This window comes from Croceicoccus estronivorus (assembly GCF_001625325.1).
Classification (GTDB): Bacteria; Pseudomonadota; Alphaproteobacteria; order Sphingomonadales; family Sphingomonadaceae; genus Caenibius; species Caenibius estronivorus.
Map to the genome: position 1 here is coordinate 322260 of NZ_JRQQ01000002.1, position 19609 is coordinate 341868.

The window sequence follows — 19609 nt, forward strand, 5'->3', positions numbered from 1 at the left end:
CCTCAGAGGAAGGAAGCCACCACTCCAGCGGTATCGATCATACGGTTAGAAAAGCCCCATTCATTATCATACCACGAAACCACACGGCCCAGCTTGCCTTCAAGAACCGCTGTTTCCAGGCTATCGACCGTCGAACTCGCCGGATAATGGTTGAAGTCGCTACTGACCAACGGCTCATCCGTGTAGTCCAGCACACCCTTCATCGGACCTTCCGCCGCCGCCTTGAGCGCAGCGTTCAGTTCTTCCGCCGTGGTATCCCGGCCTGGCACGAAAGTCAGGTCGATCAGGCTGACATTGGGGGTTGGCACACGGACTGAAGAGCCGTCCAACTTGCCCTTGAGTTCAGGAAGGACCAGGCCAACGGCACGTGCTGCACCGGTCGTGGTAGGGATCATATTGGCTGCGCCAGCGCGGGCGCGGCGCATATCGCTATGCATCTGGTCCAGCATGCGCTGGTCGTTGGTATAGCTGTGGATCGTAGTCATGAAGCCACGCTCGATACCAACCGCATCCTGCAAGACTTTCGCCACCGGCGCCAGGCAATTGGTCGTGCAACTTGCATTGGAAATGACCAGATCGTCTGCCGTCAAAGTGTCATGATTGACGCCATAGACAATCGTCTTCGAAACACCCGTTGCCGGAGCCGAGATGATGACACGCTTGGCACCAGCGGCAAGGTGCGGACGGCTCTTCTCATCAGACTGGAAAAAGCCGGTGCATTCCATGACGATATCGATGCCCATTTCGCCATGCGGGAGATTGGCAGGATCGCGTTCCGAAGTAACCGCAATATCCTTGCCATCGACCGTGATCTTGCCGTCACCGGCGATTACAGTGCCCGGATAACGGCCATGGGTGCTGTCATACTGGAACAGCAGTGCGTTCGATTTCGTGTCCGCGAGATCGTTGATCGCGACCAGTTCAAGATCGTGGTCGTTACGCTCGAGGATCGCGCGAGCGACCAGTCGCCCGATACGTCCGAACCCGTTGATCGCAACCTTCGTCGCCATGTAATGAACTCCTGTTAAATTACTATTTTTTCGAGAATTTTTGGAACAATTGCATCGGCAGTAAAGCCAAATTTCCGGAACAGCTCATCCGCCGGGGCAGACGCGCCGAAACGATCAAGGCCAATATTGAGACCCTTGAGCATGGTATAGCGTTCCCAGCCCTGAGTCACACCTGCCTCAATCGACACACGCAATATCTGGCTGGGCGGAACATCGGGCAGGACATCGTCGCGATATGCATCATCCTGCTGGTCGAACAGTTCCATGCACGGCATCGAGACGACATCGGCCCCGATACCCTGCGCTTCCAACTTTTCCGCTACTTCAATCGCCAGATGCACTTCCGAGCCGGTGGCAATCAGGATAACCCGTCGCTCGTTCTCCGCAGCACGAAGGCGATAAGCCCCACGAGCGGAACGATTTGCGGCGGAAGTCCAGTTTTCGTCCCCTTCCCCACGCAATTGCGGCAAGTTCTGCCGCGACAGAGCCAGTACGGATGGAGTGCCCGGTGTCTGAAGGGCAAGTGCCCAGCATTCCGCCGTCTCGATCACATCGGCTGGCCGGTAGACATTGAGATTCGGGATAAGCCGCAGGCTCATGACATGCTCGACAGGCTGGTGGGTCGGCCCATCCTCACCCAGACCGATCGAGTCATGCGTCAGCACATAGACTGTCTCGACGTGTTGCAGCGCGGACATACGGATCGCATTCCGGCAATAATCGCTGAACACCAGGAAAGTACCGCCATAGGGAATAACCCCACCGTGCAATGCCATCCCGTTCATCACGGCTGCCATGCCGAATTCGCGGATGCCGTAGTAAAGGTAACGCCCGCCATAATCCGCAGCCGTCAATGGGGTGGTACAAGCAGTCTTCGTGTTGTTCGAGCCAGTAAGGTCGGCTGATCCGCCGATCATCTGAGGAATCGCTTCAGTCAGCGGACCCAGCGCCATTTCCGATGCCTTGCGGGTCGCGACCTTTTTGGGCTCCTTGGCAAGACCGGAAATATAAGCTTCGAGCACTTCGCCAGCAGTATCGCCTGCTTCGGTAAGATAGGACCGGAAGGCATCCCCACTCTCACCCGCGCGATCCATGCGCTCCTGCCACAGGAGATGCGCCTCTCGACCGCGATCGGCGGTTTCACGCCAGTTCATCTCGATCTCTTCGGGAATTTCGAATGGCGCCGAGTCCCAACCGAGTTCCTTGCGCGCATTCGCGATTTCATCTTCGCCCAACACCGCGCCATGGACAGCGGACGTACCCTGTTTGTTGGGCGCGCCCTTACCGATAACTGTCTTGCAGGCAATCAGCGAAGGACGAGCGTCGGCCACCGCAGCGTCGATGGCACGGGCGATATCGGCGTAATCATGGCCATCGCAGCTTTCCACATGCCATCCCGTGGCAGTGTAACGAGCCTTGATGTCCTCACTCGTCGAAAGATCGGTCTTGCCGTCAATGGTAATCGCATTGTCATCCCAGAACACGATCAGACGGCCAAGCTTCAAGTGGCCGGCAATCCCGATCGCTTCATGGTTGATTCCTTCCATAAGGCAGCCATCGCCAGCAACCACCCAAGTGCGGTGATCCACGATATCGTCGCCGAACTTGGCATTGAGATGCCGTTCCGCAACCGCCATGCCCACGGCCATCGCCAAGCCTTGGCCGAGAGGACCGGTCGTGCACTCGACCCCATCGAGCTCGGTATTTTCGGGGTGGCCAGCGCAAGGGCTGCCGAGCTGCCGAAAATTCCGGATATCATCCATTGTCGGGCGCGCATATCCGCTGAGATTCAGCAGCGAATACATAAGCATGGAACCATGACCTGCCGAAAGGACAAACCGATCGCGATCCGGCCAGTGTGGATCCGCCGGATCAAACTTCAGATAATTGGACCAAAGAACAGTTGCGACATCGGCCATGCCCATTGGCATGCCCGGGTGCCCGCTGTTGGCCGCCTGCACGGCATCCATCGAGAGTGCGCGGATGGCATTGGCCATAGGCGCCAGACGGGACGGATCGAGGCTCATGCGAAGGGTGCTCCTGCGTCTGCGCCGGACGGGGTTATAAGTGATAGCGATTCGGCGCGGGGCCTCCTTTGCCAACACATGGCCCCTCGTCAAGCGCACGGACATTCACGCACACAGGGGTTTTTCCGCAGTTTTATTGGCAACAACCCCCTGCAAATCTTTGCCGATCCAATGCATTGCGCTAGCCCTATGGCATGGAACGGGAGCGAACATTGCAAGCTATAGCCCGGATAGAAAGGGCTTTGGACCACTTGGAAGCCTCCAATCCGACCGCACCCGATGCTCTTTTGCAACAGAAGCACGACGCGCTGCGCAAAAACGTGAATGCATCTCTCACTGAACTAGATTTGCTTATCCAGGCTTTGGAGAAATGACTCTTACCCTTGCGAAGTGCGCCATATGAGCAACGTAACCCTCAGGATCGGTGGCCGGAACTATACTGTGGCTTGTGCCCAAGGCGAGGAAGATCATGTCTCCATACTTGGCAGGCTGATCGACGAGAAGGTTGAGGCAATGGGCGCCGCGAAAGGCCAGAACGAGGTCCGGTCGCTGCTGTTTGCATCATTGCTCTTGGCAGACGAACTTTACGATGCCCGGCAAGCCAAGGCCGCCGCGACATCTGTTCCTGAAGTCGCACCGGCGCTGGAAAGAATTGCTCAGCGTATCGAAAATCTCGCCGCGAGCATGAACAGCGCTTGAGGATAAGCTTTGCCATCCCTAGATAGGCCGCGACGGGGACTGTCCGGCACGAGCCGTTCGAGAATATCCCTGAGGCTATAAGCAATCCATGGGGGCTGTCCCTGCCCGGATCCTGGTCCGATGCACATGGCTCCCACCTGACGTCGAGGCGTCAGAGGATTTCCCGGCAACGACCCATGATGGTTCCCGTCACTTTAGCTTTCGACAAGCGCTGTCCGGGCCGATCTTGATCTAATCCCGCTCTTTATTTCCAAAGGGATGACGGCTCTGCCGCAATTTCGGGGCACAGGGTGTGGCAAAAAATTCCAAGAATGAACTGCGGCGATCTTTGCGAGTAAAGCGGCAGGAACATGTGAATGCCCTGCCCGACAGCACTCGTGCCTTGTTATTTCTTCGACCACCCCGCCCGGTAACATCCATGATTCCGTCCGATGCGGTGATCGGCCTCTATCACGCTACATTGAACGAAGCTCCTGCTGCCGCGTATGCTCGCTTCTTCTACGAAGCCGGACACAAAGTAGCCTTACCCAGGTTCGCAGCCCCTGGCACAGAAATGGACTTCGCGACTTTCAGCGATCCCTTTGGTGAAAGCGATCTGGAACCCGGGCCTTACAAGGCCTTGCAACCCGGGTCAGAGGCATTGGCATTGATCCCCGATGTGCTGTTCACACCGCTGCTTGGTTTTACGGTCGATGGCCACAGGCTCGGACAAGGTGGTGGCCATTATGATCGTTGGCTGGATGCCCATCCAGGCACAATAGCCATAGGACTTGCCTGGGATTGCCAGTTGGTCGATCAACTACCGCTAGAGCCGCACGATCATCCATTGAAAGCGGTTGTTACGCCTACCCGGCTTTACGGCCCTTTTTAGAGAAATGCCCATGCGAGAAAAACCAACCCTGCGCATCCCATTTGGAATCCTCGGCCTGATGGCAGGATTAGCAATTTATGCGCTGCTCGTCGCAAAGGCATCGGACCTTATCGCCGGTTGGCATATTCTCGCCCAGACGGTGATTTATATCGTTTTGGGAACGATCTGGCTCTTGCCATTGAAGCGCTTCCTGATCTGGATGGAAACAGGAAGCTGGCGTGTGCCGCCAACGGAATGACACATGATTAGAGCACGATAGATGCCATAGCCACGAAACATAAAAGCCCCGGCAAATCGCCGGGGCTTTTATGTATTCCCTATATGGAAGTCCCAAGTGGCGCGAGTGACGGGACTCGAACCCGCGACCTCCGGCGTGACAGGCCGGCGCTCTAACCAACTGAGCTACACCCGCGTATCCTTGGGCGTGCACCGCTTGGGAGCCGCGCCACTAGGCTAGCGGCGATGGCCTGTCAACTACGCTTCGCATGCCTTTTTCCTCAAAATTGAAAGTAGCTTCGAAACTCCGAATTTTCCGTGCCTGGTTAACCATTTTTTCTCGGTCTTTTGGCGATGAATCCAGTCAGGGGAGAATGAGGGGATTTAACCATGCGACTGTTAAGTTTCATGATTCTGGCTTTTCTGGGTGCAGCTCCTGCGCAAGCTGCCGAAGCGATGAAAACGGTGCATAGCGCCGTTTTCATCGAACGCGAATCCTATGCCGAAGGATCTGACACGCGCATCGTCGAACGGGCGACCACCCTTGGCCGTGGCGACCGGGTCGTAACCATTCTGGACTGGCAGTCCCCGCAGGATGGCAAGCCTGCAACCGTTACACTGGCAGTCCCCCCGAACCTCACCTTCCAGCGTAGCAGCACCGGCGATGAAGAAGTATCCGCAGACAAGGGGCGCAGTTGGGGGACGCTGGGGCAGCTCCAGATACGTGACGCATATGGTCTGCGGCTCGCTACGCCGGAAGACATCACGAATGTTCGGTGGCGCGTAAACGGGCCTAATGGACGAATCAGCTATAGCGCACTTGTTCGCTGACTAAAGTCAGACTGCAACTGGCGCCTTGATCGCGCCTTGCGGCTCGTACCCATCCACCTGAAAATCATCGATTCGATAATCGAAAATCGAATCAGGTTTGCGCGTGATCCGCATTTTTCCATATCCTGACGGCGTGCGGGCGAGCTGTTCTTCAACCAATGCTTCGTGATTGAGATAGAGATGCGTATCGCCCCCCATCCACACCAGCTCACCCGGCTCAAGATCACACTGCTGGGCAAGCATCCGCAAAAACAGCGCCCCTCCCCACAGGTTGAAGGGTAAACCAAGCGCCACATCGCAGCTCCGTTGATAGAGCAAGCCGTTCAACCGGTCCCCTGCAACGTGAAATTGATATGTCTTGTGACAAGGCGGGAGAGCCATGGCATCCAGTTCCGCCACATTCCAGCCTTCAACGATATGGCGGCGGCTACCAGGACTGTGGCGCAGACTTTCAACCACCTGAGCAACCTGATTCACGCCTTTGGCCCGTTGACGGTAGATCAATCCGAAATCGTCGGCACCATCCTGTTCATATACCGGCCAATCGACCCATTGTTTGCCATAGACCGGGCCCAGGTTACCCCAGCGTGCTGCAAACTCCGCATCTTCAACGATGCGCTTGGAAAACTCATCTCGGGACATGGGGTCGCCCGTTTCCTTGCGGAAATGTTCAAGCGGCCAATCCGTCCATATCTGCACGTTTTGCGCACATAACGACCGAATGTTGGTCTCCCCTGTCAAAAACCATAGAAATTCACGCGTCGCCGTTTTCCAATAGACGCGCTTGGTGGTCAGCAGGGGCATCTGCTCCTCAGACAGGTCAAACCGCATCGATGCGCCAAATACCGAGCGCGTACCTACGCCGGTGCGATCGATCCGTTCGCTTCCTTCATCCCAGATTCGACGCATGAGATCGAGATACTGCCATTCCCAATGCCGTTGAGTGAGATAAGAATCGGAGGACTGGTTCAAAGTAGCCATCCCTTGACGATAACGCGCAATTGCCTGCTTGCCACCCCGCACTTGCACTACTATAGGGCCGCCTCTGCCTCGCTCCACAGCTTCTGTGGCAGCGCCGGTCGGGGAGTAGCTCAGCCTGGTAGAGCACTGTCTTCGGGAGGCAGGGGCCGGAGGTTCGAATCCTCTCTCCCCGACCAACATTTCATGGATCGAGCGACGTGAATCGCTCGACCATTAAAGCGCCAATTAATTGATCTCACCATTTGCAGAGTTGCTTCGTTGCGGAGCATGTTCCGCATATTGCGGGGCATCACCCCCGATGTGATCCCACGGCGCTTTCGAATCGACGAATATGTGCGCCCCAATCACGACACCTGGATCTCCATCGACGGTCCCCAAGGTGACGCCATGAACTGTATCACCGGCAACACCGCACAATGTGGTTCCGCACGTCTTGCAAAAACCCATGCCCCAGCCCGGCGCGGTCTCGTAGAAGCGGACATTCTCAGCCCCACTGGTCCATGAATGAGAGCCCGGCACGACTTCCGAATACGCAGAACCCGCACCACTGAAGGCTTTGCGACAGCGTGAACAATGGCAGCAGCGCCCTTCGCCAAGCGGTGCGTCGATCCGATAACGAACCTGGCCGCAAAAGCAGCCACCGGTCAAACTCACGATACTTTCCCCTTTCTCCAAGCGTATCCTGCCGATCGGCTAACCACCTCTCAACATTTGCACTCCCCAGTCACGTTCAAAGAGATACAGGAGCAATCGCGCGGCCTGCCCGCGCGACAAATCGAGCCCGCCATCTCGCTCGATCAACAGCCGTGCATCGTCATGGGCAATCGGCAACAGTCGCTGGATCTGTTCCAAAGATGCGACTCGAAATGGCGTATCGCCAGACTGCCGTGTTCCCAACAATTCGCCCCCTCCCCGCAAGCGCAGATCTTCTTCCGCCAAACGGAACCCGTCCTGAGTCTCGCGCATCAAGGCAAGCCGTTGTCGGCCGGTTTCAGAAAGCTGTTCTCCGCGCAAAAGCAGACAGATCGATTTTTCGCTCCCGCGTCCCACTCGTCCTCGCAATTGATGAAGCTGGGCAAGACCAAATCTTTCAGCCTGCTCAATCACCATCAGCGTCGCGTTCGGAACATCGACGCCTACTTCGATCACCGTAGTCGCAACCAGCAACTTTGCTTCACCGAGGACAAAACGCTCCATCGCAGCATCCTTTGCCTCCGGTTTCATCTGTCCATGAACCAGAACAACGGCTTCGCCGAAATGCTCCTTCAAAATCGCGTAGCGAGCCTCTGCAGCCGCAAGGTCTTCATTCTCGTTTTCGCGCACCATGGGGCAAACCCAGTACGCCTGCTGTCCGGTTGCAAGATGACGTTCAATTCCCGCCACGACATCCGCCAGCCTTTCCTGGGCAATCACCCGTGTGTCGATCGGCTGACGCCCCGGGGGCATCTCGTCGAGACGCGACACGTCCATTTCCCCATATTGGGCAAGTGTCAGCGTGCGTGGGATCGGGGTTGCTGTCATGGCAAGGCAATGAGGCGTGACCTTGCCTTTCTGCGCCAGCATCAGCCTTTGGCCGACGCCGAAGCGATGTTGCTCGTCGATCACCACCAGGCCGAGATTGCGATACCCCACCGCATCCTGAAAGATTGCATGCGTTCCGACAACAATCTGGATGCTGCCATCCATCAGCCCCATGAGGATTGATTCGCGTGCCTTGCCCTTGTCCCGTCCGGTCAACAGCGCAATCGCCACTCCGGAAGATGCTGCCAATTTGCGCAAGGTTTCATAATGCTGGCGGGCAAGGATTTCCGTAGGTGCAAGCATGGCAGCCTGTGCCCCAGCCTCCACAGCAATCAGCATCGCTTCGAGAGCGACAACAGTCTTGCCCGCCCCCACGTCTCCTTGCAGCAGGCGCAGCATGGGCGATTCCTGGGCCAGATCTCCTTCGATCTCGCCAATCGACCGCTTTTGTGCTCCGGTCAGCGGGAAAGGCAGGGAAATTCTGTCACGTAAATGACCATCGCCATTGAGCGGTTGTCCGCGACGAGCACGGTTCGCACTCTTCACCAGCATCAGCGCGAGCGAGTTCGCCAACAATTCGTCATAAGCCAGCCTGTCACGTGCCACCGGATGCGTATCACGATGCGCCAGTTCCAGTGCATCACGCCACGTCGGCCACTTCATTCGCTCAATCAACGCGGGCTCGATCCATTCGGGAAGTTCCGGCGCGTGCCCCATGGCTTGCATGACAAGCGCCGCCATGCGGGGCTGGGTCAGGCCTTCGGCCAGGGGATAAACAGGCTCGTTGAGCCTACCCATCAAGGCAGTGCTTTCCGCCTCCACATGGTCTGGATGCACGATCTGCAACATGTCGCCATACTGATCGAGCTTACCTGCAATCCAGCGGGTTTCGCCCAAGGGCAGCAATTTCTTCGCCGTATAGGACGCGCGACCAAAATATATCAGCGTACATACGTCACCCTCGCTATCTTGCGTCAGGACACGAAAGGGCCCTCGGCCTGACGAAGCACGATGTTCGACGGGAGTGAGGGCGATTATGACCTGCTCGCCGATGTTCGCTTCGTCGAGGCGTGTTACAGTGCGGCGTTGTATGAAACGATCTGGCAGATGGTAAACAAAGTCCCTGACGCGCGTCAGGCCAAGTTTTTCCAAGGGCTTGCGCAACTTGGGCCCAACCCCGTCCAGGCTTTGCGCATCGACAAACAGAGGATTGAGACGTTCCGGACGCATGCGCCTTCATAGACAGGTTATCGGGAAAATCGCCATAATTGACAAAGCGCATTGATACCGGTGATGACCTATGCCGAATTGTGCAGCATCAGTTGAAAACAAATGACAGGAGTACACGCATGTTGCTGGCCCACGGTACCGTCATCGCACTGGTCGATGGCAAGCAATTCGAATTGTTCAGGAACACCGGCAACGAAGCAGAACCGGAACTGGCAGCCATCGACGCTCCCAAACTGGACGAGCATAACAAGGGCTCCGGAGGCCACCACCACTCCAGTTCAGGCAATCCCACCGGTCATCTGCTGGATGAGGATGCCCACGCCGCGGCAGTAGCGGATTGGCTCAATCAGCAAGTCTTGAGCCACAAGATCGAGCATCTGGTGGTGATCGCCGCCCCGCGCACCCTCGGTGAACTGCGGCGCCATTATCACAAGCAGCTCGAGAGCATGCTGCAAGGTGAACTGCCGAAAGACCTGATCGGCAAGCAGGGCCCCGAAATCATCGCTGCACTGCGCGGGAAATAGCATACCGGACGGGGTTGCCTGAAAGCGCGCCCTGCCTTACCGGCAACCCCATGTCTGACACTCCTGCTCGCCTCGCTCGCTGCAAGTTTCGCGCATGGCATCGCGGCACGCGCGAGGCCGATTACATGATCGGTGGTTTCTTCGACCGCTATTATGATGGATGGGGCGAAGCTGAACTCGCATGGTTCGAAGCATTGCTCGAAGAAGACGATGTCGATGTCATGGCCTGGGCGCTACAGACGCAAACGGTGCCGGACGAATTCGCCGGATCGCAGATGCAACTGATGCAACGGCTCGACTACGTCGAAATTCCCGGCTGACGGAGCCAGTCAGGCGATTTCGTCAGTGAGCGTCACATGTCAGACCTGTCCCGCATATTAAAAGCCAAGTCTCCGCTGACCCTGTCCGCGATTGCGCGAGGGAGTCAGCCACTCGTCATGGCCGACCTGGCTCGCGCGGCTGGCGGCCCATCGCCTGACAATAATGGGCGAGCCGTTTTCATAGCCCCTGACGACGCGGCAATGCGGGCAGTCAGCGAAGCCGCAGCCTATTTCGCACCTGAACTCGAAGTGCTGGAATTTCCCGCGTGGGATTGCCTGCCTTATGACCGGGCAAGCCCTGCTCTTTCGGTCAGCGCGCGCCGCCTTGCGGCGCTCCATCGGCTTCAGATGGGGCACGAGGGATCGCAGTTGCTGGTAACCACGGTCAATGCCGTATTGCAACGCGTGCTTTCCCCTTTCCGTGTCCGGCAATCGGTTCGCGCTCTGGTGCCGGGGATCGAAATCGGGCGGGAAAGTCTGATCGCCTTGCTCCAGCGGCAGGGGTATTCTCGCACAGACACAGTGGCCGACGCAGGCGAATATGCGGTGCGCGGTTCCATCTTCGACATTTTTCCTTCCGGTCTGGATCAAGGGCTGCGGCTGGATTTCTTCGGAGATGAGCTGGAGACCTTGCGGCTGTTCGATCCCAATACCCAGCGCAGCACCGGCACAGTAAGAGAACACCTGCTTCTGCCAGCCAGTGAAGCCCTGCTGGACGAAGACAGCATCAAGCGCTTTCGCGGACGCTACCGGGAATTGTTCGGCGCTAACGCCACAGGAGACCCACTTTATCAGGCTATCAGCGAAGGCCGCCGCCTGGCCGGCATGGAACACTGGCTGCCGCTCTTCGAAGACCGACTGACGACGCTGTTCGATCACCTTTCACCGACCGACGTGATTGTGATCGACCAATCAGCGATGGCTTCCGGCGAAGAGCGACTGGCCGATATTGCCGACTATCACGCGACGCGCGGCGCAACGGCAGGCCAAGCCGCAGGGAGCTATCGTCCTCTGGAAGTGAACGCGCTCTATCTCACCAATTCAGAATTCAATGGATCGATCAACGACTGGCCAGTGCACCGGGCCGATGCCTTTGTACAACCCGAAAGCGAGAAGGTTGTCGATTTCGGCTTTTCCTCGGCTCGGGATTTCAGCCCGGAACGTGCCCGTGGCGAGAATGTGTACCAAGCCGCCGCGAACTATTTTCGAGGCCTGGCCGCGCAAGGCAAAAAGCCGATACTCGCTGCCTATTCGACTGGAAGCCGCGCCCGCCTCACTTCGATTATCGGTGATGCCGGCGCCGAAATCGCACTGGCTGACAGCTGGCAGCAAGCCCTGGGCCTTTCCGCCAAGGGCAAACCAGTTGCAGTCGTTCTTCCACTGGAAACAGGCTTTGCCAACGACGCTCTGGAACTGATTGCCGAACAGGATATTCTTGGCGATCGGCTCGTCCGCAGGAAAAAGAAGCGCAAGGACAGTGACGCTTTCCTGGCGGAGCTGTCGGCACTTCATCCCGGTGATCTTGTCGTGCACATGGAACATGGTATCGGCCGCTATGCCGGACTGGAATCCATACCCGTAGGCAAGAGTCCTCACGACTGCGTGATGCTGGAATATGCGGGGGGCGACAAACTCTACATCCCCGTAGAAAACATCGATGTTCTCTCTCGCTATGGCAGCGGGAACGACGGTGTACAGCTCGACAAACTGGGCGGCGAGGCCTGGCAACGCCGCCGTGCCCGGCTTAAGGAACGGATCCGGGAAATCGCGCATGAACTCATGCGTACGGCCGCTGTTCGCGCTCTCAAGCAGGCACCGATATTCACTCCCGACGAAGCCGCATTCAATCAGTTCGTCGACCGCTTCCCTTGGTCGGAAACGGACGATCAGGAACGCGCCATTGAAGATGTATTGGGCGACCTGTCCGAAGGAAAACCGATGGATCGCCTGGTCTGTGGGGATGTCGGCTTCGGCAAAACAGAAGTCGCACTGCGCGCGGCATTCGTAGCTGCAATGAGTGGGCAGCAGGTCGCTGTAATCGCACCGACCACCCTGCTGGCCCGCCAACACTTCACGAATTTCAGCGAACGCTTTGCCGGGTTCCCACTCAAGGTGGGACGACTGTCACGCCTGGTACCGCCCAAGGAAGCCGCCACGACACGTGCGGGACTGGCTGACGGGACCGTAGATGTGGTCATCGGAACGCACGCCCTTCTCTCCAAGTCGGTGCAATTCAAGCAACTCGGCCTGGTCATCGTGGATGAGGAACAACGCTTCGGCGTCAATCATAAGGAACGCCTCAAGTCACTGAGGGCTGACGTCCATGTTCTGACCCTGACCGCCACACCGATACCGCGTACCCTCCAGATGGCGATGTCGGGCCTGCGTGAACTGTCGACCATCCAGACACCGCCCGTCGATCGCCTGGCCGTGCGCACATACACGATGGAATGGGACGATATGGTGATGCGCGAGGCTTTGCTGCGCGAACACCACCGGGGTGGGCAAAGCTTCCTGATCGTTCCACGCATCGCGGACATTCCCGAAATTGAGGAATGGCTGCACAACACAGTACCTGAGGTTAAATTCGTCACCGCCCATGGCCAGATGAGCCCTGGCGAAGTCGAGGAACGGATGAGCGCTTTCTATGAGCGCAAGTATGACGTTCTGCTCTCAACCACCATCGTTGAGAGCGGGCTGGACATACCCAGCGCCAATACGATCATCATTCACCGCGCAGACCGCTTTGGGCTTGCCCAACTTTACCAGCTGCGAGGGCGGGTCGGTCGCTCCAAGCTGCGTGCCTATGCCTATCTCACCCACCCACGCGATCAGGCGCTCAACGAGGTCGCTGAAAAGCGACTGAAAGTACTGGGCGATCTCGATTCCCTTGGGGCCGGGTTCCAACTCGCGAGCCACGATCTCGACATTCGCGGGGCAGGCAACCTGCTTGGTGACGAACAATCCGGCCATATCCGGGAAGTGGGCTTTGAACTTTATCAGTCAATGCTGGAAGATGCGATTCTGGCAGCAAAGGCCGGAGATATGGGGCTGGAATCCGATACATCCGGCCTGTCCCCGCAGATTACCGTCGATGCGCCAATACAGATCCCCGAAGAATATGTCCCGGATCTCGCGGTTCGTATGGCCCTTTATCGCCGTTTGAACGATGCCAAGGACAAGGCCGACATCGAAGGCCTCGCTGCTGAAATGATCGATCGGTTCGGCGCACTACCCGACCCCACTGCCAATCTCGTCAAGCTGATTGAAATCAAGCATCAGGCAATCGAGGCCAATATCGCCAAGATAGATGTCGGCGCGCGTGGCACTCTTGTGAGCTTCCATAAGGACCAGTTCCCGGATCCTGCCGGCTTGATCGCTTATGTCGAGCGATTGCAGGGGACAGCTAAACTGCGACCGGACATGAAACTGGCGATCAACCGAGCATGGGGCGATCCCAAGAGTAGGCTTCATGGCTTGTTCCAACTCACCAAGGGTTTGTCGGCCATCGCACGAAAAGCCCGCAAGGCGGCATAACGCCTGACAATTTGACGGAACGTACTGCGGGACAGATAATATTCCCGTTTGCCATTCAATGCCCTGTAAACGTCAAAAATTCCTCGGCCTTCATCGGATGAGCGCGCAGGAAACCCTGATAATAGTCACACCCTTCCTGAGCGATCAGCGCCCTCTGATCCTCATTTTCGATACCTTCGGCGATCACCTTGAGATCGAGGGCTTTGGCCATGGCAAGAATGCCCCGAAAGACGGCAAGATCCCGTGCGTCATCCAGCACATCGTCAACCATGATCCGGTCGAGCTTGATGTAGTGCAGCGGCAATAGCTTGAGGTAGCGAAAGTTGCAGAACCCGGCACCGAAATCGTCGAGCGCGATCCGGATGCCGATATCGCGCAACTTGCGCAGCGAAACAGCCGACCGTTCAAGATCCGAGACCAGGGATTGCTCGGTGATCTCCAGAGTGAGGCGATCAGGCGCGAAACCGGCCTCGACCACCACAGCCGCGATACTGTTGGCAAAGGATGCTGCCGCAAGGTCTGCTGGCGTTACATTGAGCGACAAGCGCAAGGAATCCGGCCAGTCAGAAGCCCCTGTCAGGGCCTTTGCCGCAATGTGGTGCGACAACTGGGCCACGTGATCCGCTCGCTCTGCAATGGTGAAAAGAATCCCTGCACCGACGCGCCCTATCTGGGGATGTTGCCAACGGGCCAATGCTTCGGCACCCACGAGCCGATCATCTTCCGTCGCGAATTGAGGCTGGTAAACAATCTCGATTTCATCCCGATCCAGCGCCCCGAGCAAGTCCGCTTCGAGTTGCTGCGCGCTACGCCCGGCCAACGCCATATCCCCATCGGCCCAGAGAACCCTGCCAGCGGAATTGCGCTGCGCGCGGACAAGCGTTTCCGCGAGGCGATCGATCAGTGTCTGGCTTCCCTCCCCCGGTATCCCGCGAATAAGCGCGACACGTGGCCACAAACGTACGGTACCGCGACCACACAGATCCATGATCGGCTTCGCGATATTGTCCGCCAAAGCCTCTGCCAACCACTGCCAGCGCTCTCTGCTACAACTTTCGTTGACTGCAAGAAGGAAATTACCGCCGCCAAGCCGCGCGGCAATCCAGTCGCCATCGAACTCGTCCTCGGAAAACCGCGAAAGCCGTGACGCCACTTCGACCAGCGCCGCATCTCCCGCCTCCTCGCCATAGGCGAGATTAACTGTCTCGAAGCGCCGCAAACCAAGCATCAATGCATGAACAGGAGCGACCGTCCTTGTTTTCTCGGCCGCACTTGCCCAGGCAGCCAGACGGCTATGCACCGCCGCCGCACCGGCTAGGCCTGTAAGGGCATCACGATCATGCGGCAAAGGAGCCTCCGGTTCAGAAAACGAAGCAGACATGGCTCGGCCATAGCAGCTGCCGGTTAGGAATTCCTTCCTTTGGGTGATGGTCATGCGTTGCCAAACTTCCCGTCAGCCCATAGATTCGCGTCAGTTGCAGCCTGCCGGTCTGCATGGGAGGCAGGACAAGTGAGTTTCAGGCACGATTTTCAACGTCTCGCGCTCGTTGCGTCACAAGGCGAACGCGCCCAGCGCGCAATTGACGAACTGGCGGACGCGGAAGACTGGGTTCCTCTGGAGGAAGCGGACGCCGTGGTCGTACTGGGCGGCGATGGTTTCATGCTGCACACGCTCCATCAGATGCTCGATAGTGGGAGGGTTATCCCCGCCTTCGGTATGAATCGGGGCACCGTGGGCTTTTTGATGAACCGCTATGACACTGCCAGCGAGCTACGTGACCGGATCAACCAGTGCCGTTCGTTTTCCGTTGTTCCACTCTTGATGAATGCGACAACTCAGGACGGGAAGCAGCACACGTTCCGGGCCATCAACGAAGTCTCTCTGCTGCGCGAAACACGCCAAACCGCCAAGATCGAAGTTACAGTAAACGGCAAGGTGCGAATCGAAGAGCTGTTCTGCGATGGAATTCTGGTCGCGACCCCTGCTGGTTCAACCGCCTACAACCTTTCGGCCAATGGGCCGATTCTCCCACTCGATTCGAAGATGCTTGCCCTGACCCCGATCAGCCCCTTCCGCCCCAGACGGTGGCGCGGAGCGATTCTCCCTGATTTCTCCAGGATCGAATTGCGAGTTCTGGAACCCACGAAACGCCCGGTTGCAGTGGTGGCCGACCAGAAGGAGCTACGGGACATTGCTCAGGTGGAATTGCAGATCGACCCCGGCATAGGCCTCACCCTGTTGTTCGACCCCGGCCACAGCCTTGATGAGCGGATCGTCACCGAGCAGTTTATCGCATGACAGCAAATAAATTTCAGACAGACCGGCAACATTGCCATCGACGGGCTTGCCAAAGCGTTCAGTGCTGCATATAGGCGCACCCCTGCCCCGGTCTTCGGGCTGGGGCTGCTCCCCGATAGCTCAGCGGTAGAGCATTCGACTGTTAATCGAATGGCCGTAGGTTCGAATCCTACTCGGGGAGCCAGCTTTTCCTTAAATAGCGAAAAACATTGAAAATCCGGCATCTGCCGGATTTTTCGCATGGGCTGCCTTCGCTCACAAAAAAGGCGGCAGGAATATCTCCTGCCGCCCTTATGTAGCATTGAGGAAATAGTAGCCGCTCGGTTCAGGCTACCGCGCCATGACAATGCTTGTACTTCTTTCCTGACCCACAGGGACAGGGTGCATTCCTGCTGATGTCCATCCCGGCGAAGGGATTGCCAGATACAGCTGCCTCGGATGCCTGAGGCCCATTTGAGACTCCCGCAGCGCCACCCAGTGCGCCAAGAATGGCATCCGAGCCTGCCATCTTCGTCTCGCCTTCATTCGAGCCGCTCCAGGCGTCCACATGCCCGGTAAGGAAGTCCGGCAATTCGGGCAAAGGCGGCAACTCGGCAGCTTCCGGTTCGGCCTGTTGCACTTGCAATTCGCTGTTCAGGAGAATGCGAGTCACGTCTTCGCGTATCGTTTCCAGCATGCGTTCAAACAGGGAGAATGCTTCCCGTTTGTATTCGTTGATCGGCTGACGCTGTGCATAGGCGCGCAGGAACACGACCTGACGCAAGGCATCGAGCGTGGCGAGATGTTCCTTCCAGTGATGATCCAACCGGTCGAGCAGGACGCTTTTTTCAACCTGACGCCAGATACCCACATCGCCTGAGGCAATCTTGGCATCCATCTTTGCGTCGGCAAGATCCCGAATCCGCTCCTCAAGCAGCTCAGGCTCAAGCGCGTCTTCTTCCATCCATTCTTCGAATGGCGGCTGCAAACCCATCACATCATCGACCCGCTCCTTCAATCCGGCAATGTCCCATTGCTCAGGATAGGAGCCCGGCGGGCATGCTTCGCCAACCAGAAAATTCACGGTGTCGTGCCGCATGTCGACCACGACGTCGTCGACTGCTTCTGAATCCATGATTTCGGCGCGCTGCTCGTAAATCACCTTCCGTTGATCGTTCATCACGTCGTCGTATTCGACCACCTGCTTACGAACGTCGTAGTTGCGGGCCTCAACTTTCTTCTGCGCGGTTTCGATCGCCTTCGATAGCCAGCGAGAGCCGATCGCTTCGCCATCTGCAAGATTTGCATTCATCATCTTGGAGAACAAAGTGTCCGGGCCAAAAATACGAAGCAAATCGTCTTCCAGGCAAAGATAGAAGCGCGAAAGCCCCGGATCGCCTTGGCGCCCTGAACGACCGCGCAACTGATTGTCGATGCGGCGGCTCTCATGCCGTTCGGTCCCGAGAACGAAAAGCCCACCTGCATCGAGCACCTTCTGTTTCTCGGCTGCGATTTCCTCCTTGAGGCGTTCAACCGCAGTGTCGCGTTCCGGACCTTCAGGCATGTCCTTCAATTCATCGTCAATCCGGAATTCCAGATTACCGCCAAGCTGGATATCGGTGCCGCGCCCCGCCATGTTCGTGGCAATCGTGACCGCGCCCAAACGGCCTGCCTGGGCAACGATGTGCGCTTCCATCTCGTGGAAACGGGCGTTGAGCACGGCGTGCTTGACCCCTTCCTTGCGCAGGAAGTCGGACAGCAGTTCCGACTTTTCAATCGAAACCGTGCCGACCAGAACAGGTTGACCGATCTCATGCTTTTCCTTGATTGCCTTCGCAATCGCCTGAAACTTATCGAGAGTGTTCTTGTAGAATTCGTCTTCCTCGTCGATCCGCTGCACAGGCAGGTTCGTCGGGATAGTCACGACATTCATCTTGTAAATGTCATAGAATTCCGGCGCTTCCGTCGCTGCCGTTCCCGTCATGCCCGACAGCTTCGGGTACATACGGAAATAGTTCTGATAGGTGATCGAAGCCATAGTCTGGTTCTCAGGCTCGATCCGGACCCCTTCCTTCGCCTCGACAGCCTGATGCAAGCCATTCGACCAGCGCCGTCCATCCATCATGCGGCCGGTAAACTCATCGATGATGATGACTTTCTCATCCTTCACGATGTAATCGGTGTCGCGCTTGTACATGACATTGGCGCGCAGGGCCTGTTCGAGATGGTGAACGACCTGCGTATTCTCGACGTCGTAAAGGTTTTCGGTCTCCAGCAGGCCCGCTTCAATCAGCTTCTGCTCTATATGGTCGACACCCTCTTCGGTCAGAGTGATGCCCTTCGTTTTTTCATCGGCCTCGTAGAATTCTTCATCGAGGTCTTTCACCACTGCGTCGATCGCAATGTAGAGATCAGACTTGTCGTCAGTCGGGCCTGAAATGATCAACGGCGTACGCGCCTCGTCGATCAGGATCGAATCGACCTCGTCGACGATGGCGTAATTAAACGGACGCTGGACCATCTGGTCCCGAGAATGCTTCATGTTATCGCGTAGATAATCGAAGCCGAATTCGCTGTTCGTGCCATATGTGATGTCGGCATCGTAGGCAGCACGGCGCTGCTGCTCATTCAGGTTGGGGACGATTACGCCGACCTTGAGACCCAGAAATTCATGGATCCGCCCCATCCACTCGGCATCACGGCGGGCCAGGTAATCGTTCACTGTCACAACGTGAACACCCTTGCCCTCGATTGCATTAAGGTAGGTCGCGAGCGTGGCGACCAAGGTCTTGCCTTCACCGGTCCGCATCTCGGCAATCTCGCCGCGATGGAGCACGATACCGCCCACCATCTGCACATCGAAATGCCGCATGCCGAGGATACGTTTGCCCACTTCGCGCACGGTTGCGAAAGCTTCGGGAAGGATATCATCCAGCGTCTTTCCACTGGCGAGCTGTTCCCGGAACTTGTCCGTTTGCCCGGCAAGCTCCTCATCACTGAGCGTACCGATCTGGGGTTCAAGCGAGTTGATCGTATGGACAATCTTGTCCAGCGATTTGACGTAACGATCGTTGGATGAGCCGAAAAGGGCTTTGGCAATGCCGCCGAACATGGGCGTTTTCCTGTTGCTTTTTTGGATGCGAAACGAGGACCCAAGCCATGCGAAATACGCGCAGGCGTGAGCCGAAATAGTAGGATTTGTGCAAGGGGCCGCTATTCGCGGGCGCGGTCGATCCCAATACGCACACTTGGCAGGGCAGGTATCGTATTCCGCCCGATCAAGTCATTCGCTAGTGCTGCATGAACGACCGGCGGGACCTGAGCCAACGCGGCCTGTTGTTGCCTTCGATCCGCAGTCACGACAATTTCAAATGCCGCTTCCATGCGGGTTTCGGCGCCAGCCATGCGTGCTTCGACCGGGGCCGCTGTAGCGGCGAGGCCCGTCAGGAGCGCAAAGAAAGTCAAAAACTGGCGCAACATCGTGTCAGCGAGATAGGGACGGCAATCGCAAACGTCCAGCGCGAAAGCGCGTTTACGCGGCGCCGGCTCCCCACTAGAGAGCAA

The 19609-nt window shown here is 57.3% G+C and carries 16 protein-coding genes and 3 tRNA genes; 10 read left to right on the forward strand and 9 right to left on the reverse strand.

Features of this window, described 5'->3' with window-relative positions:
• Positions 1-2: 2 nt before the first annotated feature.
• Positions 3-1010, reverse strand: coding sequence for a type I glyceraldehyde-3-phosphate dehydrogenase (gap, locus tag MB02_RS04770; protein WP_067533286.1), 1008 nt, complete (start codon positions 1008-1010; stop codon positions 3-5).
• Positions 1011-1024: 14 nt separating this feature from the next.
• Positions 1025-3037 (reverse strand): transketolase, encoded by a 2013-nt coding sequence (tkt, locus tag MB02_RS04775; RefSeq protein WP_067533289.1) that lies wholly within the window; start codon positions 3035-3037, stop codon positions 1025-1027.
• A gap of 399 nt (positions 3038-3436) precedes the next feature.
• Between tkt and MB02_RS04785 the strand changes: the two genes are divergently transcribed.
• From MB02_RS04785 to MB02_RS04795, 3 genes are all read left to right on the forward strand, one after another.
• A complete protein-coding gene (locus MB02_RS04785; RefSeq protein ID WP_067533295.1) occupies positions 3437-3736 on the forward strand; it encodes a cell division protein ZapA in 300 nt (99 codons plus the stop codon).
• A 292-nt stretch (positions 3737-4028) separates the two neighbouring features.
• Complete coding sequence (locus tag MB02_RS04790; RefSeq protein ID WP_067533298.1) at positions 4029-4607, forward strand: 5-formyltetrahydrofolate cyclo-ligase; 579 nt, start codon at positions 4029-4031, stop codon at positions 4605-4607.
• A gap of 10 nt (positions 4608-4617) precedes the next feature.
• On the forward strand, positions 4618-4845 hold the full coding sequence (locus tag MB02_RS04795; protein WP_067533301.1) for a DUF2842 domain-containing protein: 228 nt from the start codon (positions 4618-4620) through the stop codon (positions 4843-4845).
• Between the two features lie 97 nt (positions 4846-4942).
• Here the strand turns inward: MB02_RS04795 and MB02_RS04800 are convergent.
• Positions 4943-5019 (reverse strand) — tRNA-Asp (locus tag MB02_RS04800).
• Positions 5020-5213: 194 nt separating this feature from the next.
• Here MB02_RS04800 and MB02_RS04805 point away from each other — a divergent pair.
• Complete coding sequence (locus MB02_RS04805) at positions 5214-5654, forward strand: hypothetical protein (RefSeq protein ID WP_067533304.1); 441 nt, start codon at positions 5214-5216, stop codon at positions 5652-5654.
• A gap of 6 nt (positions 5655-5660) precedes the next feature.
• Here the strand turns inward: MB02_RS04805 and thyA are convergent, their stop codons facing one another.
• Positions 5661-6626, reverse strand: coding sequence for a thymidylate synthase (gene thyA, locus MB02_RS04810; RefSeq protein ID WP_170304630.1), 966 nt, complete (start codon positions 6624-6626; stop codon positions 5661-5663).
• 108 nt (positions 6627-6734) lie between these two features.
• Between thyA and MB02_RS04815 the strand changes: the two genes are divergently transcribed.
• Positions 6735-6811 (forward strand) — tRNA-Pro (locus MB02_RS04815).
• Positions 6812-6860: 49 nt separating this feature from the next.
• Here MB02_RS04815 and MB02_RS04820 read toward each other — a convergent pair.
• Positions 6861-7289 (reverse strand): GFA family protein, encoded by a 429-nt coding sequence (locus MB02_RS04820; RefSeq protein ID WP_067533310.1) that lies wholly within the window; start codon positions 7287-7289, stop codon positions 6861-6863.
• 39 nt (positions 7290-7328) lie between these two features.
• The gene (recG, locus tag MB02_RS04825) at positions 7329-9386 is read right to left on the reverse strand and encodes an ATP-dependent DNA helicase RecG (RefSeq protein ID WP_067533313.1); all 2058 of its coding nucleotides are present in this window, start codon (positions 9384-9386) and stop codon (positions 7329-7331) included.
• A 119-nt stretch (positions 9387-9505) separates the two neighbouring features.
• Between recG and MB02_RS04830 the strand changes: the two genes are divergently transcribed.
• From MB02_RS04830 to mfd, 3 genes are read left to right on the forward strand one after another with little or no spacing between them, the layout of a single operon-like run.
• A complete protein-coding gene (locus MB02_RS04830) occupies positions 9506-9910 on the forward strand; it encodes a baeRF12 domain-containing protein (protein ID WP_067533316.1) in 405 nt (134 codons plus the stop codon).
• A 50-nt stretch (positions 9911-9960) separates the two neighbouring features.
• Positions 9961-10230 (forward strand): FAD assembly factor SdhE, encoded by a 270-nt coding sequence (locus MB02_RS04835; protein WP_067533319.1) that lies wholly within the window; start codon positions 9961-9963, stop codon positions 10228-10230.
• 36 nt (positions 10231-10266) lie between these two features.
• Positions 10267-13767 carry a transcription-repair coupling factor gene (gene mfd / locus MB02_RS04840; RefSeq protein ID WP_067533322.1) on the forward strand — a complete coding sequence of 1167 codons (3501 nt, stop codon included), beginning with the start codon at positions 10267-10269 and terminating at the stop codon, positions 13765-13767.
• 55 nt (positions 13768-13822) lie between these two features.
• On the opposite strand, the gene MB02_RS04845 is transcribed toward mfd, so the two are convergent.
• Positions 13823-15202, reverse strand: coding sequence for a bifunctional diguanylate cyclase/phosphodiesterase (locus MB02_RS04845; protein WP_235829421.1), 1380 nt, complete (start codon positions 15200-15202; stop codon positions 13823-13825).
• 75 nt (positions 15203-15277) lie between these two features.
• Between MB02_RS04845 and MB02_RS04850 the strand changes: the two genes are divergently transcribed.
• Together MB02_RS04850 and MB02_RS04855 are read left to right on the forward strand one after the other, a co-directional pair.
• Positions 15278-16066: an NAD kinase gene (locus MB02_RS04850; protein WP_067533328.1), complete on the forward strand. Its 789-nt coding sequence runs from the start codon at positions 15278-15280 to the stop codon at positions 16064-16066.
• A 109-nt stretch (positions 16067-16175) separates the two neighbouring features.
• A tRNA-Asn gene (locus MB02_RS04855) sits at positions 16176-16250 on the forward strand.
• Between the two features lie 141 nt (positions 16251-16391).
• Here MB02_RS04855 and secA read toward each other — a convergent pair.
• Together secA and MB02_RS04865 are read right to left on the reverse strand one after the other, a co-directional pair.
• Entirely contained in the window at positions 16392-19157 is a 2766-nt protein-coding gene (secA, locus tag MB02_RS04860) for a preprotein translocase subunit SecA (protein WP_067533331.1), read from the reverse strand.
• A 101-nt stretch (positions 19158-19258) separates the two neighbouring features.
• A complete protein-coding gene (locus MB02_RS04865) occupies positions 19259-19609 on the reverse strand; it encodes a hypothetical protein (RefSeq protein ID WP_156495415.1) in 351 nt (116 codons plus the stop codon).

What these genes read in the sequence shown, in the direction of transcription:
- MB02_RS04835 (WP_067533319.1), top strand. Translation starts at nt 9,961, where the DNA reads ATGTCTGACACTCCTGCTCGCCTCGCTCGCTGCAAGTTTCGCGCATGG.
- MB02_RS04805 (WP_067533304.1), top strand. Translation starts at nt 5,214, where the DNA reads ATGCGACTGTTAAGTTTCATGATTCTGGCTTTTCTGGGTGCAGCTCCT.
- mfd (WP_067533322.1), top strand. Translation starts at nt 10,267, where the DNA reads ATGTCAGACCTGTCCCGCATATTAAAAGCCAAGTCTCCGCTGACCCTG.
- recG (WP_067533313.1), bottom strand. Translation starts at nt 9,386, where the DNA reads ATGCGTCCGGAACGTCTCAATCCTCTGTTTGTCGATGCGCAAAGCCTG.
- MB02_RS04795 (WP_067533301.1), top strand. Translation starts at nt 4,618, where the DNA reads ATGCGAGAAAAACCAACCCTGCGCATCCCATTTGGAATCCTCGGCCTG.
- tkt (WP_067533289.1), bottom strand. Translation starts at nt 3,037, where the DNA reads ATGAGCCTCGATCCGTCCCGTCTGGCGCCTATGGCCAATGCCATCCGC.
- gap (WP_067533286.1), bottom strand. Translation starts at nt 1,010, where the DNA reads ATGGCGACGAAGGTTGCGATCAACGGGTTCGGACGTATCGGGCGACTG.
- MB02_RS04845 (WP_235829421.1), bottom strand. Translation starts at nt 15,202, where the DNA reads ATGACCATCACCCAAAGGAAGGAATTCCTAACCGGCAGCTGCTATGGC.
- MB02_RS04785 (WP_067533295.1), top strand. Translation starts at nt 3,437, where the DNA reads ATGAGCAACGTAACCCTCAGGATCGGTGGCCGGAACTATACTGTGGCT.
- secA (WP_067533331.1), bottom strand. Translation starts at nt 19,157, where the DNA reads ATGTTCGGCGGCATTGCCAAAGCCCTTTTCGGCTCATCCAACGATCGT.
- MB02_RS04830 (WP_067533316.1), top strand. Translation starts at nt 9,506, where the DNA reads ATGTTGCTGGCCCACGGTACCGTCATCGCACTGGTCGATGGCAAGCAA.